We start from the raw sequence: 13956 nt of genomic DNA on the forward strand, positions 1-13956 counted from the left end.
CGTCCTGGCGTACGTTGTCGGTGGGTATTCGGGTCGAACTCCCTGTTTTCGTATGCTGGCCATCGCTTGGCGTACGAAAACAGGGGGTAGGACCGGTCGGGCCACGGAAGACGTACGCCTAGGAGGGCTCAGCGTACGGTCATGGTGGGGGTGGCGGGTAATCAGGGGTGTAGTCGGATCCGGCAGGATCCCTTAGGCGCAGGTCCGGTGCGTGATGCGGAAGAGGGCAGCGGCAGGCCGATGCCGTTGAAGAAGTGGCAGGTCTGGCGCGTGATGCGAAAGAGGGGCCGGATCATGTTGTTCCCGGGATGATCGGCGTCTTCCGTGCGCAGACCTTGGCCTCACGGTCCTCGATAGTATGAAACCGTTGAAATAAAGAAATGATAACAATGGGAGAAACGCCTGAAATTCCAAGGATGGTTGCGTTCTGATTTGACTTTATACCGGTATCAAAATATAGTGTCGTACGACAACGGAAAACGAAGGTCGGCACGGACGATGTGCGGTTCGGGCCGACCGGCATGATGCGCGTCGCGGATGAAGGCGGCAACGGGCACGGCGGTGACGCCGGACCGTGGCCGACGCCCCGAAGTCGGACGCCCGTGGTGTGCATCGAGGAGGAACGCAATGGCGAACGGTTTCTCGTGGGGCAATGACGCGCTGACCCTGCGGTTCGAATGGGACGACGAGTCCCCGGTGTCCGTCGCGTCGGTCGAGGCGACGACCGAAGGCGGCGGAACGGTCAAGGCGGTATTGGACCACCGCATCCCGATCGTCGAGATGGAGATCGCCGGCACCGGCCACTGGATCGCCTGCGACAAGCTCATCCACACCACCCTCGGCCGCGACCTGCGCTATGTGGGTCACAGGGAGTCCGAGGATAAGGCCCGCGGCGTCAAGCGCCTCGACGTCGAGGTCGCCGACCCCGAGCAGGGCGTCGCCGTGACCGTCACCTACGAGCTGCCTAACGGCATCCCGATGTTCCGCACCTATGCGACCGTCACCAACACCAACGCCGACAAGACCGAGCCTCCGCTGAGCATCGAGCAGATCACCAGCTGGGCGTCCGCGTTCGGCGCGCCGGAGGGCCAGCAGGCCGACCTCGCCGCATGGGAGTCCATCGAGGGCAAGTACGATTGGCTTGCCGAGGGCCGCTGGCACGCCACGCCCCTGCGCGACTACTTCCCGGACATGGCCGAGGAGCTCACCAACGTCGACCCGCGCGGCGAGCACCGCGTCGTGTCCACCAGCACCTGGTCCACCGGCCGTTTCGCCCCGCTCGCCATCGAGCAGTCCAAGACGTTCGGCCTCGCGTGGCTGTTCCAGATCGAGCACAACGGCGCATGGCGCTGGGACATCGGCGAGGACACCGCCGACGCCTACATGGCCCTGACCGGTCCGACCAGCGTCGACCACGGCTGGGCAAGGAACCTCAAGCCCGGCGAGACCTTCGCCACCGTCCCGGCGTCGGTCGCGCTCGGCGGCGACTTCGACGACGTCGTCAGGGCCGTCACCGACTACCGTCGTGCGATGCGCACGCAGCCGGACCACGTCGACAACGCCCGTCCGCGCGTCATCTTCAACGACTACATGAACACGATCTACGGCGACCCGACCACCGAGAAGGAACTGCCGCTCATCGAGGCCGCCGCCAAGGTCGGCATCGAGATCTTCTGCATCGACTGCGGCTGGTACGACGACTCCGGCAACTGGTGGCCGACTGTCGGCGAATGGCTGCCGTCCAGGACCCGTTTCCCCGGGAAGAAGGGCCTCGGCGAGGTCGTCGACGCGATCCGCGCCGCCGGCATGGTCCCGGGTCTGTGGCTCGAGCCCGAGGTCATCGGCGTCAAAAGCCCGATGGCGGACAAGCTCCCCGATTCCGCGTTCTTCATGCGCAACGGCCACCGCGTCGTCGAGCAGGAGCGCTACGTGCTCGACCTGCGCAGCCCCGAGGCGCGCAAACACCTCGACACGGTCGTCGACCGCCTCGTCGACGAGTACGGCGTCGGCTACTTCAAGTTCGACTACAACGTCCAGCCCGGCATCGGCACCGACGTCGACTCCGACTCGCTCGGCGACGGCCTGCTCGGCCACAACCGCGCCTACCTCGACTGGGTGGACGGCGTGCACCGCCGCCACCCCGACCTGATCCTCGAGAACTGCTCCTCCGGCGGCATGCGCGAGGACTTCGCGCAGACCTCCCGCTTCCAGGTGCAGTCCACCTCCGATCAGCAGGACTTCCGCCTGTACCCGACGATCGCCGCCACCGCGCCGATGATGGTCCTGCCCGAACAGGCCGGCAGCTGGGCCTACCCGCAGTCCACGATGGGCGTCGAGGAGAGCGCCGTCAACATCAACACGACGTTCCTCGGCCGCTACTTCCTGTCCGGCTACATCAACCGCATGAGCGACGAGCAGCGCACGCTGGTCGAGGAGTCGATCGCCCAGTACAAGAGGTACGTGCAGCCGGTCATCGCCTCGTCCACGCCGTTCTGGCCGCTCGGCCTGCCGGGCTGGACCGACAGAGTCGTCGCCTACGGCCTGTACGCGCCCGACTACGCGCTCGTCACCGTCTGGGACCGTGACTCCGATGGCGGCACCGTCGCGCTCGATTTGCCGAGGTGCCACGGCCGCGACGCGACCGTCACCCCGATCTTCCCGGACAAGGACGTCGACGCATGGCCCGTCTCCTGGGACGCCGCCCATGGCCGCGCCGCCGTGCGGGTGCCCGGCGACGGCCACGCCTCCCGCACGTTCCTCGTCGCGCCCAAGGACTGAGCCGGACCCGGCCCCTTCCGCCAGCGCCGAATCCTTCCGTCAACCAACCACCACAACCCAACCAAACCAAAGGAAACCCCCATGTCATCCAAGAAGAAGGATGTCAACAGCCTCTCGGTCATCCTGCCGATGCTGTCCGCCTCCCTGTTCCTCACCAGCTACAGCGTCGTCAACGGCGTCATCCCGCAGCTGGGCCGCGCGCTCAACGTCGACAACACGTCCGCCGAGCTGCTGTCGACCACGCCGTCGCTGACCGCCCTGATCACCCTGCTCATCTCCCCGGCGCTCGCCCGCTTCTTCGGCCTGAAGAAGGTCATCGGCGCCGGCCTGTTCCTCGTCGGCATCACCGCGTTCGTGCCGATGTTCGCCACCAACTTCGCGGTCGTCATGGCGGCCCGCGTGCTCTTCGGCATGGGCCTGGGCCTGTACAACTCGCTGGTCATCACCCTCATCCAGATGATGTACTCCGGCAACCGCCGCGCCACCCTGCTCGGCATCCGCGGCGCCACCGAGAACCTCGGCCAGGCCATCATGACCGCCCTGGTCTCCGTGTTCGTGCTCATCGCCGGCTGGCAGGGCGCCTTCGTCGTCTACCTGTTCGCCTTCCCGGTCCTCATCTGGTTCTGGATCCAGGTCCCCGACGTCCACCTCGACAAGTCCGGCTCCTCCGACATGGAGGACGAGGGCAACGTCAACACCTACCCCGACAGGACCAGCCCGCTGCTCGGCGCGTTCTGCGTGTGCGCCGCCCTGTACATGGTGTTCTTCAACGCCATCAACGTCCGCTTCGCCGAGATCGCCCAGAAGATCCTGAACGACCCGCACCACGACTCCTCCGTGATCATCTCCGTCGGCATCCTGTTCGCCGTCGTGGCCGGCTTCGTGTACGGCTTCCTCGAGAAGAGGTTCGGCGACCGCACCTACTACGTGGGCATGGGCATCTACTTCCTCGGCTGCCTGCTCGTCTCCGTCGCCGGCAGCAACTACGCCGTGCTCGTCGCCGGGTTCTTCCTGTTCAACTTCCCCGGCCCGATCCTCGGACCGTTCCTGTGCAACCGCATCCCGAAGTACGCCACCAAGAGCTCCCAGGCGTTCTGGTCCACGATGATCATCCTGTCCTTCCACGTCGGCGTCTTCGCCTCGCCGCTTGCGATGAAGGCCATCGCCGCGATCACCGGCTCCACCGACCCGGCCGCCCCGTTCCCGTGGTTCACCGTCGGCTTCGCGATCATGATCGCCGTGGTCGCCGTCTGGCGCCTGACCCACAAGGACGGCGCCAGGAAGGCCGCGATCGCCACCGCGTGATCGTCCGGCCCGTCATGGCCGTAACGTCCTGACCGCACATGCGCTCCCCATGCCGGGGAGCGCATTTTTGTACCGGTATCACCAACCGCATAGAATGGCCCGGTATCCCCGGTGGACAGACGAACCGGGCGAGGAGGATTCATGCCCAGAACGAAGCGAGGCAACGCACCGTCCATCCGTGACGTGGCGGCCGTGGCCAACGTCTCCGTGCCGACGATGTCGCGCTACCTCAAGGATCCGGAGCGCGTGAGCGAGAAGAAGCGCGAGGCGATCGCCGCCGCCATCGAGAAGCTCAACTACCGCCCCAATCCGATCGCGCGCGCCCTCGCGCTCGACATGAGCGAGTCGATCACCGTGATGTCGGCCGACACCAGGCTCTACGGGCGCACGCAGACCATCTTCGGCATCGAACGCAAGGCGCAGGAGATCGGCTACCCGATCACGATCTGCGTGCTCGACCCGCGCGGCGGCGAGCACATGCTCTCCAGCGTGCGCTCCTGCCTCGACCGCAGTCCGGCCGGCGTCATCCTCATCGACTTCGACCGGCTGACCGACAGCGTGGTCTCCCGCATCCCCGCGAGCACGCCGATGGTGATCATCGGCGGTCCGCGGCACGAGCGGCGGGCGCAGATCCAACTGTGCGAATACGACAGCGCCTACGCGATGACCCGGCACCTGCTCGCCCTCGGCCACGAGACGGTCCACTACGTCTCCGTGCCGGCCGACGTGGACGCCCGCGCCGACGGCTGGCGCATGGCGCTGAGCGACGCGAAGGTGCCCGCGCCGGCGCCGATCGATACCACATGGGACGCCGAGGACGCCGTCGAGATCGGCCGCAGGCTCGGCGGCAACCCGTCCGTCACCGCGATCTTCGCCGGCAACGACGAGGTCGCGATGGGACTGATGCGCGGGCTCGCGCTCGCCGGCCGTCGCGTGCCGGAGGATGTGAGCGTGGCCGGATTCGACGACCACACGCTCTCGAAGGTGTGGAACCCGCCGCTGACCACCGTCCGCCAGCGCTTCACCGAAGCGGGCGAGCATGCGGTGGCCCTGCTCAAGGAGCAGATCGACGACGTGGTGAACGACCGCCGCCGCGGCGAGGCGTGGACGATGTTCGACCTGATCGCCGGTGATCTGGTCGAACGCGCGTCCACGGCGCCGCGACGGCGTTGAGATTGAGGGGAATCGACTCGGGTACTACTCCCGCGTCGCCTCGATGAGCACGGCGTGCTCCGGCGCGAGCTGCGGCGGGCGCACGCCCCACTGGCCGAGCGTCGCGCCGTCCACGACCACGCCCTCATCGGTCCACCAGCCGAGCTTCGTGCGGCAGTTCGGGCTGAACTCGTCCTCGTACAGGTCCACGCCGCCGAGCGGGCGGATGCGGTAGCGGGCCGACTCATCGAGTCCGGGCAGCCTGATCAGTCCGTACGGATACTCCTCGGACGAGGCCACCGCCGCGAAGCGGAACACCGCGCGCGAACGGTCCGGGGCGATGAGCCCGTCGACCCTCACCGCCGGATCCGGCGCATCCGCGTGCACGAGCACGCCCTGCGGAATCGCGGCGCGACGGGCCTTGTACAGGTCCACCCAGCGCTTGATCCGCGCGAGATCCGCGTCGCCGAGCTTCATGATGTTCCACTCGATGCCGAGATGGCCGAAGAACGCCATCGCCGCGCGCGTGGTGAGCGACGTGGCGCGACGGGTCGCATGGTTCGGCGACTCCGAGATGTGCTCGCCGATCATCTCCGGTGGCACCAGCAGCGACGTGCCGCGCTGGATGTCCGCGCGCTCGATCGGATCGGTGCAGTCGGACGCCCACACGCGCGAGCAGCGCTCGAGCACGCCCGCGTCGATGCGGCCGCCGCCCGACGAGCAGGACTCGATCTCCAGTCCCGGATGCCGCGCGCGCAGCCGGTCCACGATCGCGTAGAACGCTTCGGTCTGCCCGTGCACGGCCGGACGGCCCGACGCGGGGGAGATCGGTTCGGTCAGGAACCGGTTGTGGTCCCACTTGATGTAGTCGATGTGGTATTCACCGACGAGCGTGTCGATCGCCGCCTCCACGTAGCGGGCGGCCTCCGGATTCGTCAGGTCGATGACCTGCTGCGCGCGCGACGCCACTGGCAGGCGCGTCGCGTTCGGCGCGAGCATCCAGTCGGGATGGGCGCGCGCCACGTCCGAATCCGGGCTGATCATCTCCGGCTCGAACCACAGGCCGAACTCCATGCCCAGATCGTGTACGTGATGGGCGACCGTGCCGAGGCCCTCCGGCCAGAGCGTGGCGTCGACCTGCCAGTCGCCGAGCGCCTTCGTGTCGTCGCGACGGCCCTTGAACCAGCCGTCGTCGATGACGAAGCGCTCCACGCCCACCTCGGCGGCATGGTCGGCGAGGGCGATCACCTTGCCCTCGCTCTGCGCGAAGTACATCGCCTCCCACGTGTTGAGCATGACCGGACGCGGCCTGGCGAGCTCCGGATGCCGCGCGCGCAGGTACGCGTGGAAGCGCGCCGACACGTCGTTGAGGCCCTCGCCGAGCGCGACGAGCAGCCGCGGCGCGCGATACGTCTCGCCCGGGGCGAGCGTGATCTCGCCCGCGTAGGTGAGCTCGCCGCCGCCGATCACGCCGTGCGTGTACGGCGTGCGCTCGACGAACGTCGTGCTGTTGCCGCTGAACGCGACGTGCGCGGAGACGACCAGTCCGTGCTCGAAGCCGAACCCGCGCTCGCCGGCGGTCAGCAGCGTCGTCGCGTTGAAGTTCGGCCGGCCCATGCGCGATTCCTTCGCGAACACGCCCTCGGTGAGCCTCTGGCGCTGCAGCGCGCGCTCGCGCAGATGATGGCCGGTGCAGGACTCGATCTCGCTCACCTGCGGCGGCAGCGGCACCACCGGGGCGAGGCGGTTGACGACGAGCGGGGCGTCGGCGTCGGACGAGTTGGTCAGCGCGACGTCGACGCGCAGCAGGCCCTCCGGGCCGATCTCCAGCGTGCCGCCCAACGCGAGGCGCGCCTCGCGGTCCTCGGCGGCGAACGTGAAGGCGCTCGCCGTGTGCGAGGTCGTCGTGACGGCGAACGAGGGGAACAGCTCCACGCCGCCGCGCGACACCTGGATCGCGGGCGTGCCGGTCCAGCCCTCGGCCTGCGTGGGCAGGATCGTCGGCGATTCGCCGACGGCGAGCCCCGCGTCGAGCGTCTGCGGGAACTGCGGGTCCGGGCCGGCGGCGGACGTCGCCGTCGCGGGCGCGGGCCCGCGGGTGATCGAGACGATGTGGGGGAGCCGACCCTCGGCGAGTCCGATTGTCGCGGTGATCGGGGCGTCGGTCGGCGAGTGCCGCGTCGTGGATCCGGAATCTCCGGCCGTCGTCGGCCGGCCGATGGTGATGGTGGTCATCTGCATGTCATACCTCGTTGTCATGGATTTGCGTCGGTGGTGCTTGACGAGGCTCATCATAGTTCGTGGTATCGATACCACAAAATGTCAACGGTGATTCGTAATCATTGTGATTTCAATCGTGGTATCGATACCACGAAAACGGTCCGCGACCGCCGTGCGGCGCCCGTGGCGGGGAGGGAGCCGGCCGTATACTTGGCGGGTGATGGAACACGATCAGCAGCAACCGGAGCAGTCGCACGAGCGGGAACAACGGACGTCGGCGTCATCGGCGCAGTCGCCGGCGACGACGACGGGAGGCCGGCCGCATCGGGCGGGCAAGCGCGCGCCCGTGATCAAGGATGTCGCCGCGCTCGCCGACGTCTCGGTGTCGACGGTGTCGCGCTACCTCAACGATTCGCCGAAGCTCAGCGAGGAGAGTCGCGCGCGCATCGCCCACGCCATCGCGCTGCTCGACTACCGGCCCAGCCGCGTCGCGCGCGGACTCGTGAACTCGGCCGTGCAGTCGATCGCCGTGCTGTCGAGCAACACCACGCTGTACGGTTCGGCGATGACGATCCAGGGCGTCGAGGACGAGGCCCGCGTAAGCGGCTATCCGGTGACGATCGCCAAGCTCGACGGCGGCTCGACGGCGACGCTGCGCTCCTCGGTCAACATGGTGATGGACCTCAATCCGGGCGGCGTGGTCGTGCTCAACTACGATGCGGCCGCGCGCGAGGCGCTCGCGATGCTGCCCGATTCGGTCGCCAAGGTCGCGATCGCCGGCGATCCGGTGGAAGGCATGGCCGAACTCGACCAGATCGACCTGTGCGAGAACCAGGCCGGACGCGAGCTCACCGAGCATCTGTTGGGGCTGGGACATCGGAGCGTCGTGCATGTGACGATCCCCGGCGGTGGCGGCGGGTACAGCCGCACCGCGGGCTGGGAGGCGGCGCTGCGTGCGGCCGGACGGCCGGTGCCCGACGTGCTGCACTGCACGTGGGACCCGAAGGACGCGCGCGCGATCGGCCGGGAGCTCGCCCGGGGCGACGTACCGACCGCGGTCTTCGCCGGCAATGACGAGATCGCGATGGGGCTGATACGCGGGCTGAACGACGAGGGTGTGCGCGTGCCCGACGACGTCAGCGTCGTCGGATTCGACGATCACCCGCTGGCCGAGGTCTGGTCGCCGGCGCTGACCACGGCCCGGCAGGATTTCGCCGCGGCCGGCCGTCGCGCGGCCCGGCTGCTCGTCGAGCGTCTCGAGGCGCGCTCGCGCGGCGACGATTTGCCGTCGCGTCACGTGGAGCTGCCCGGCGAGCTCGTCATCCGTGATTCCGCGGCCGCGCCGCGCGCGACGTCGCTCGGATGACGTAGAGGAGCACGGTGCCCGACCTCAGTCGAGCGGCAGCGTCGACTCGCGCTGGACGAGCCGGCACGGCACGTAGTCGATGCCGTGATGCGGGCGGCCGTTGATGGCGTCCATCAGGTTGCGTGCGGCGCGACGGCCGATGAGCTCGGTCTCGTTGTCGATCGAGGTCAATGCCGGGCGTGAGTTCTTGGTGAGCACGTCCCAGTTGTCGTGGCCGATGACCGCCACGTCGTCCGGGATCTTCATGCCCTGCTGCTTCAGCACGTCGATGCAGCCGCGCGCGAGCATGTCGGACTGGCAGACGACGGCGTCGAACTCGACGCCCTGGTCGAGCAGCAGACGGGTGGCGGCGCGGCCCCAGTTCTCGTCCCAGCGGCCGTAGCGCAGGGGGCCGGCCGGCTCGAGACCGAACTCGGCGAGCGCCTCGAGCGCGCCTTTCGTGCGGTCGGTGGCCGCGGTGAACGTCTCGTCGCCGCCGATGATCGCGATCTTGTGACGGCCGCAGGAGATGAGGTGGTTGACGGCCATGCGCCCGGCCTCGACGTTGTCGCACACCACCGAGCAGTCGGCCGGGTCGGTCGAAGGGCCATAGGCGTAGACCAGCGGCACGCCCCAGTTGCGCCCGAGCGAGGGGCGCGGGTTGGTCTCGCACTGCACGATGAGCAGGCCGTCGACCTTGAGGGACAGCAGCTTCTCGACATGCTGCCGCTCGAGGATCGCGTCGCCGCGTGCGTTGGCCAGCAGCACGGAGGTCGACTGCGCGCGCAGCTCGTTCTCGGCGCCGATGAGGATCGGCGTGGAGAAGCGGCCGTTGAGGTCCGAGGTGACCAGACCGATGAGTCCGGAGGTGCCGTTGGCCAGCGACTGGGCGAGCTTGTTGGGGGAATAGTTGAGCCGTCGGGCCGCCTCCATCACGCGCTGACGGGTGTCCTCGCTGATGCGCGGCTTGTTGTGCAACGCCTTGGACGCCGTCGCCAGCGAGACGCCCGCCATCGCGGCCACGTCCTCAAGCCTGGCGGTTCGTCCTGCTGTCTGGTCTGTCGTGCTCATGGTTCCTCGGGTTCGTCGTCACGATGATGACGGTGGCGATCGTTGGGCGGCTCGGTGGCCGGTACGTCTCTGTATAGCGCGCAATTGTATACGCGCGTGCGAAAATTTTCATCCGAAAGGGGCCTCGGCGTGGCGGAGGAGGCGTTGATTTTTCCTCGGAAAGAGAAAATGTAACAAAAAGTGTGTTCCATGTTTACTTTTGTGGTTTCACTGCAACACGCCGTCAAATCGTTGGAAAATGGCCGATGACAATCGATTGACAAATTGGCGCTTTTTGTGTCGAACCGCTTCGATTATGCGAAAAATTTCGCATGCGCGGGATTGTCGATGCAGCTTTCGCAATTTTTCCTATACTGGCACCAGACTTTCGCAGAGGACCTGTTCCGACGAAGAGGCGAACAGGGCGAAAGGCCAGGTGACGGGCAGTTCCGTCGCCGCCACTCGTAGTAGAGCGGAAACCATTAGAGAAAGAAGCGATTATGGCTTTCAACAAGATCACCCGAGCCCTTGCCGGCATCGCCGCCGCGGCAATGCTGATCCCTCTGGCCGCCTGCGGTGGTGGCAGCAGCACCGGTGCCGCCGATACCTCCGACATCCCCGCCAAGGGCACCGATGACGGCACGACGATCACCATGTGGACCCGCTCCCCACTGGAGCGTCAGGCCAAGGGCGTCGTCGAGGCGTACAACAAGAGCCACAAGAACCAGGTGAAGCTCGAGATCATCCCGAACGACGACATGGAAGGCAAGGTCGGCGGCGCCACGCAGACCGACTCCCTGCCGGACATCCTCGCCGGCGACGTCGTGCGCATCCCGTACTGGGCCTCCGAGGGCATCTTCGCCGACATCACCAAGCAGATCGACGGACTCGACAACCTCAAGGACCTGCAGCAGGGCCACATCGAGGCCGGCACCGTGGACGGCGCCAAGCACACGCTGCCGTTCATCACCGACGTCTCCGTCATGGTCTGGAACAAGGCCCTCTACAAGGAGGCCGGACTCGACCCGGAGCAGGGCCCGAAGTCCATCGCCGACTTCACCGAGCAGGCCAAGAAGGTCGCCGCCCTCAACAAGGACGGCGTCGCGGGCTCCTACCTCGCCGGCCAGTCCGGTGGCGCCCTGGTCTTCGACCTCTTCCCGTCCGTGTGGGCCGACGGTGAGTCCGTCATGAACGACGACGGCACCGCCGCCACGCTGAACAACTCCTCGATGAAGGCCGTCCTGGACGCCTATAAGGAGCTGGCCAACACCAAGAACGGCCTCGGCGCGGGCTCCAAGGAGGAGACCGGCGCGACCTGGACCGCTCCGTTCGCGAACGGCAAGATCGGCGTCATGCCCTACCCGAACACCTCCCTCAACGACATCTTCGATGCCGAGAAGTCCGGCGGCTTCGAGGTCGGCGTGACCCCGATCCCGGGCACCAAGGAAGGCAAGACCTCCACGTTCCTCGGCGGTGACGCGATGGGCATCTCCAAGGACTCCAAGCACGTCGCCCAGGCCTGGAACTTCCTCTACTGGCTGATGCAGTCCGACACCCAGAAGGAAGTCTTCGCCGACAACGGCTACACCGCCTCCAACATCGAGACCCTGAAGACCGCCTACAAGGACGCCGACCCGCGCATCCAGACCATCAACTCCACGATCATCGACGGCAACGGCCAGACCCCGAAGTCCGCGGCCTTCAACGAGGGCTTCAACGCCGCCGGCTCCCCGTGGCAGCTGCTCGTCCAGAACGCCGTCTGGGGCAAGTCCGACCTCAAGGCCGACAACCAGGCCGTCACCGACGTCCTCGCCGGCAACTGATCGGTCGCTCGATCGTCCGCATCGCCTGACTCCAGGCGCATAACCGAACAGCCTCCCCGGTCCGGCCGTGAAGCCGGCCGGGGAGACACCCCATCAATCGCACATCACGTATGTGGCCTGCTGCCGAGGCCGATTCCATCTCCTGTTTCTCATCTCCTTCCTTTCTCCTTATCTCCACAACAGGAATCGGCCCCGATAACGGATTGCATCCGAACTCTTCGATCTCTTCGATCACCATTTCCACATCCACAAAGGAGTGAAGCATGTCAAGTGTTTCCAAGTCCGCCGCGGCAGTGCCCGAGCACAAGTCCACGGCCAAGGCGCAGGCGTTCAAGCGAGGCATCCTGTACGCCCTGCCCGACTGGGCCATGATCATCGTCCTGTTCTTCGTGCCGATCGTGCTGCTGGTCATCATGGCATGCTCCCGCTGGAGTCTGCTGGGCGGCAACCGCGGCGTCAACTTCCCGGATAACTTCGTCGAGGTCGTCAACAACAAGCTGTTCTGGCCCTCGATCGGATTCACCCTCGAATACACGGTGATCGTCACGATCTTCCTGCTCATCCTCGGCCTTGGCATGGCCCTGATCGTGCAGGAGTCGACCAAGTGGAACAACGTCCTGAGGACCTGCTTCCTGCTGCCGTCCGCGACCGGTCTCGCCTCCGCGTCCCTGCTGTTCTACGCCCTCTACTCCCCGCAGGTCGGCCCGCTCACCAAGGTGCTGAGCTCCCTCGGCCTCATGCAGGAGGGCGGCTCCGTGCTCGCCACCGGCCAGTCCGCGCTGTGGGCCACGATCGTCGTCATCGTCTGGCGCTTCTCCGGCTACTACATGCTGCTCATGATGATCGGTCTGCAGGCCATCCCGGGCGACCTCTACGAGGCGGCCCGCATGGACGGCGCCGGCACCTGGCGCATCTTCCGCTCCATCACCCTGCCGCTGATGAAGCCGACCATCGTGATGTGCCTCGTCTACTGCGTCACCGGTTCGATCCTCGCCTTCGATCAGTTCTTCATCCTGACCAAGGGCGGCCCGAACAACTCCACGATGACCGTCGTCCAGCTCATCTACAACTTCGCGTTCGACTCCAAGAAGGACCTCGGCATGGCCGCGGCGCTGTCGCTGATCGTGCTCGTCGCCCTCGTCATCATCAACTCCATCCAGATGCGCGGCATGCGCGACAACACCAAGTGAGAAAGGGGAGGTAACACATCATGACTACCCCGTTGTGGAAGCGCGTCATCGCTCGAATCCTCGAAGGCCTGCTGGCCCTCATCTTCATCAGCCCGCTCATCTGGGTCGTGGTCAGTTCCTTCAGCCCGCAGGCCGGTTCGGCCCAGTCCAAGGGTTGGGGCGTGGCCAACTACCTGACGCTGTTCGGCTATCAGGAGGGCCTGCCCAAGTACCTGTTCAACTCCATCGTCGTCAGCGCCGTGGCCGTGGTTTTCTCCGTGGTCGTCTGCACGCTCGCCGGCTACTCCTTCTCCCGCTTCGACTACCCGGGCCGCAACCTCGGCTTCATGGTCACCCTGTCCATCCTGATGGTGCCGTACGCCTCGCTGCTGATCCCGCTGATGGTCTGGTTCAAGGACATCGGCCTCAACGACACCCTGCTCGGCGTGGGCCTCGTGATCACGCTGTTCCAGCTGCCGATGTCGACGTTCATCATGCGCAACGCATTCGACGCGATCCCGAAGGACATGGAGGAGGCCGCCATGGTCGACGGCTGCAACTCCTTCCAGGCACTGTTCAAGATCCTCGTGCCGGTCGTCAAGCCCTCGATGGTCACCGTCGGCCTGCTCGCCTTCCTCGAGGCGTGGAACAACTTCATGATTCCGCTGTACCTGTCCTCCTCCGTGAAGAGCACCCTGCCGCTCGCGATGGTGAACATGCGCCAGCAGACCATGGGCGTCATCGACTACGGCGCCACCGAGGCCGGCGTCGTCGTCCTCCTCATCCCCTGCGCCATCCTCTTCCTCGCCCTCCAGAAGTACTACGTCAAGGGCTTCATGGCTGGTGCCGTCAAGGGCTGACGGCTAGCGCCGCAGCCCTTGGCTGGAAGCCCGGTGGGCTTCCAGCAGGCACCAGGCTGAGGCACGACAGTGCCGAAGCCAACGATGAGTCTTCGCGAAGCGAAGTCAATAATTGCAGGGCCGGAGGCGGAGCGGTAAAGGGCTGATAAACACAGCCCGGCCGTAGGCCGGTCCGCCTCCCCCGACTGAACAGCCCGGTTGCCGAGTAAACACCCCACCCCTGCGCAAGCCTACCCAAAAATACCCCGGCGACC

The 13956-nt window shown here is 66.5% G+C and carries 9 protein-coding genes; 7 read left to right on the plus strand and 2 right to left on the minus strand.

Annotated elements, in window-relative coordinates; translation table 11 throughout:
• Positions 1–627: 627 nt before the first annotated feature.
• The 3 genes from JS528_RS09365 to JS528_RS09375 all read left to right on the plus strand — a co-directional run bounded on the left by JS528_RS09365 (position 628) and on the right by JS528_RS09375 (position 5256).
• Positions 628–2778, plus strand: a complete 2151-nt coding sequence (locus JS528_RS09365) for an alpha-galactosidase (protein WP_214358794.1) — start codon at positions 628–630, stop codon at positions 2776–2778.
• Positions 2779–2859: 81 nt separating this feature from the next.
• A complete protein-coding gene (locus tag JS528_RS09370; protein ID WP_214358795.1) occupies positions 2860–4083 on the plus strand; it encodes an MFS transporter in 1224 nt (407 codons plus the stop codon).
• Between the two features lie 141 nt (positions 4084–4224).
• Positions 4225–5256, plus strand: coding sequence for a LacI family DNA-binding transcriptional regulator (locus JS528_RS09375; protein ID WP_214358796.1), 1032 nt, complete (start codon positions 4225–4227; stop codon positions 5254–5256).
• 24 nt (positions 5257–5280) lie between these two features.
• Here JS528_RS09375 and JS528_RS09380 read toward each other — a convergent pair whose 3' ends face one another.
• Entirely contained in the window at positions 5281–7494 is a 2214-nt protein-coding gene (locus JS528_RS09380; RefSeq protein WP_240541440.1) for an alpha-galactosidase, read from the minus strand.
• A gap of 181 nt (positions 7495–7675) precedes the next feature.
• Here JS528_RS09380 and JS528_RS09385 point away from each other — a divergent pair, with 181 nt between their 5' ends.
• Positions 7676–8821: a LacI family DNA-binding transcriptional regulator gene (locus JS528_RS09385; RefSeq protein ID WP_214358797.1), complete on the plus strand. Its 1146-nt coding sequence runs from the start codon at positions 7676–7678 to the stop codon at positions 8819–8821.
• 24 nt (positions 8822–8845) lie between these two features.
• On the opposite strand, the gene JS528_RS09390 is transcribed toward JS528_RS09385, so the two are convergent.
• Complete coding sequence (locus JS528_RS09390; protein WP_214358798.1) at positions 8846–9871, minus strand: LacI family DNA-binding transcriptional regulator; 1026 nt, start codon at positions 9869–9871, stop codon at positions 8846–8848.
• Positions 9872–10347: 476 nt separating this feature from the next.
• Here JS528_RS09390 and JS528_RS09395 point away from each other — a divergent pair, with 476 nt between their 5' ends.
• The 3 genes from JS528_RS09395 to JS528_RS09405 all read left to right on the plus strand — a co-directional run bounded on the left by JS528_RS09395 (position 10348) and on the right by JS528_RS09405 (position 13702).
• Positions 10348–11673: an ABC transporter substrate-binding protein gene (locus JS528_RS09395; RefSeq protein WP_214358821.1), complete on the plus strand. Its 1326-nt coding sequence runs from the start codon at positions 10348–10350 to the stop codon at positions 11671–11673.
• 263 nt (positions 11674–11936) lie between these two features.
• Positions 11937–12863, plus strand: coding sequence for a carbohydrate ABC transporter permease (locus tag JS528_RS09400; protein ID WP_214358799.1), 927 nt, complete (start codon positions 11937–11939; stop codon positions 12861–12863).
• Between the two features lie 20 nt (positions 12864–12883).
• Positions 12884–13702 carry a carbohydrate ABC transporter permease gene (locus JS528_RS09405; RefSeq protein ID WP_214358800.1) on the plus strand — a complete coding sequence of 273 codons (819 nt, stop codon included), beginning with the start codon at positions 12884–12886 and terminating at the stop codon, positions 13700–13702.
• Positions 13703–13956: the final 254 nt, after the last annotated feature.

The sequence above is a fragment of the Bifidobacterium santillanense genome, assembly GCF_018555385.1.
Classification (GTDB): domain Bacteria; phylum Actinomycetota; class Actinomycetes; order Actinomycetales; family Bifidobacteriaceae; genus Bifidobacterium; species Bifidobacterium santillanense.

Coding starts and splice junctions, on each gene's coding strand:
- JS528_RS09380 (WP_240541440.1), bottom strand. CDS start 7,494: ATGACAACGAGGTATGACATGCAGATGACCACCATCACCATCGGCCGG.
- JS528_RS09390 (WP_214358798.1), bottom strand. CDS start 9,871: ATGAGCACGACAGACCAGACAGCAGGACGAACCGCCAGGCTTGAGGAC.
- JS528_RS09375 (WP_214358796.1), top strand. CDS start 4,225: ATGCCCAGAACGAAGCGAGGCAACGCACCGTCCATCCGTGACGTGGCG.
- JS528_RS09370 (WP_214358795.1), top strand. CDS start 2,860: ATGTCATCCAAGAAGAAGGATGTCAACAGCCTCTCGGTCATCCTGCCG.
- JS528_RS09365 (WP_214358794.1), top strand. CDS start 628: ATGGCGAACGGTTTCTCGTGGGGCAATGACGCGCTGACCCTGCGGTTC.
- JS528_RS09400 (WP_214358799.1), top strand. CDS start 11,937: ATGTCAAGTGTTTCCAAGTCCGCCGCGGCAGTGCCCGAGCACAAGTCC.
- JS528_RS09405 (WP_214358800.1), top strand. CDS start 12,884: ATGACTACCCCGTTGTGGAAGCGCGTCATCGCTCGAATCCTCGAAGGC.
- JS528_RS09385 (WP_214358797.1), top strand. CDS start 7,676: ATGGAACACGATCAGCAGCAACCGGAGCAGTCGCACGAGCGGGAACAA.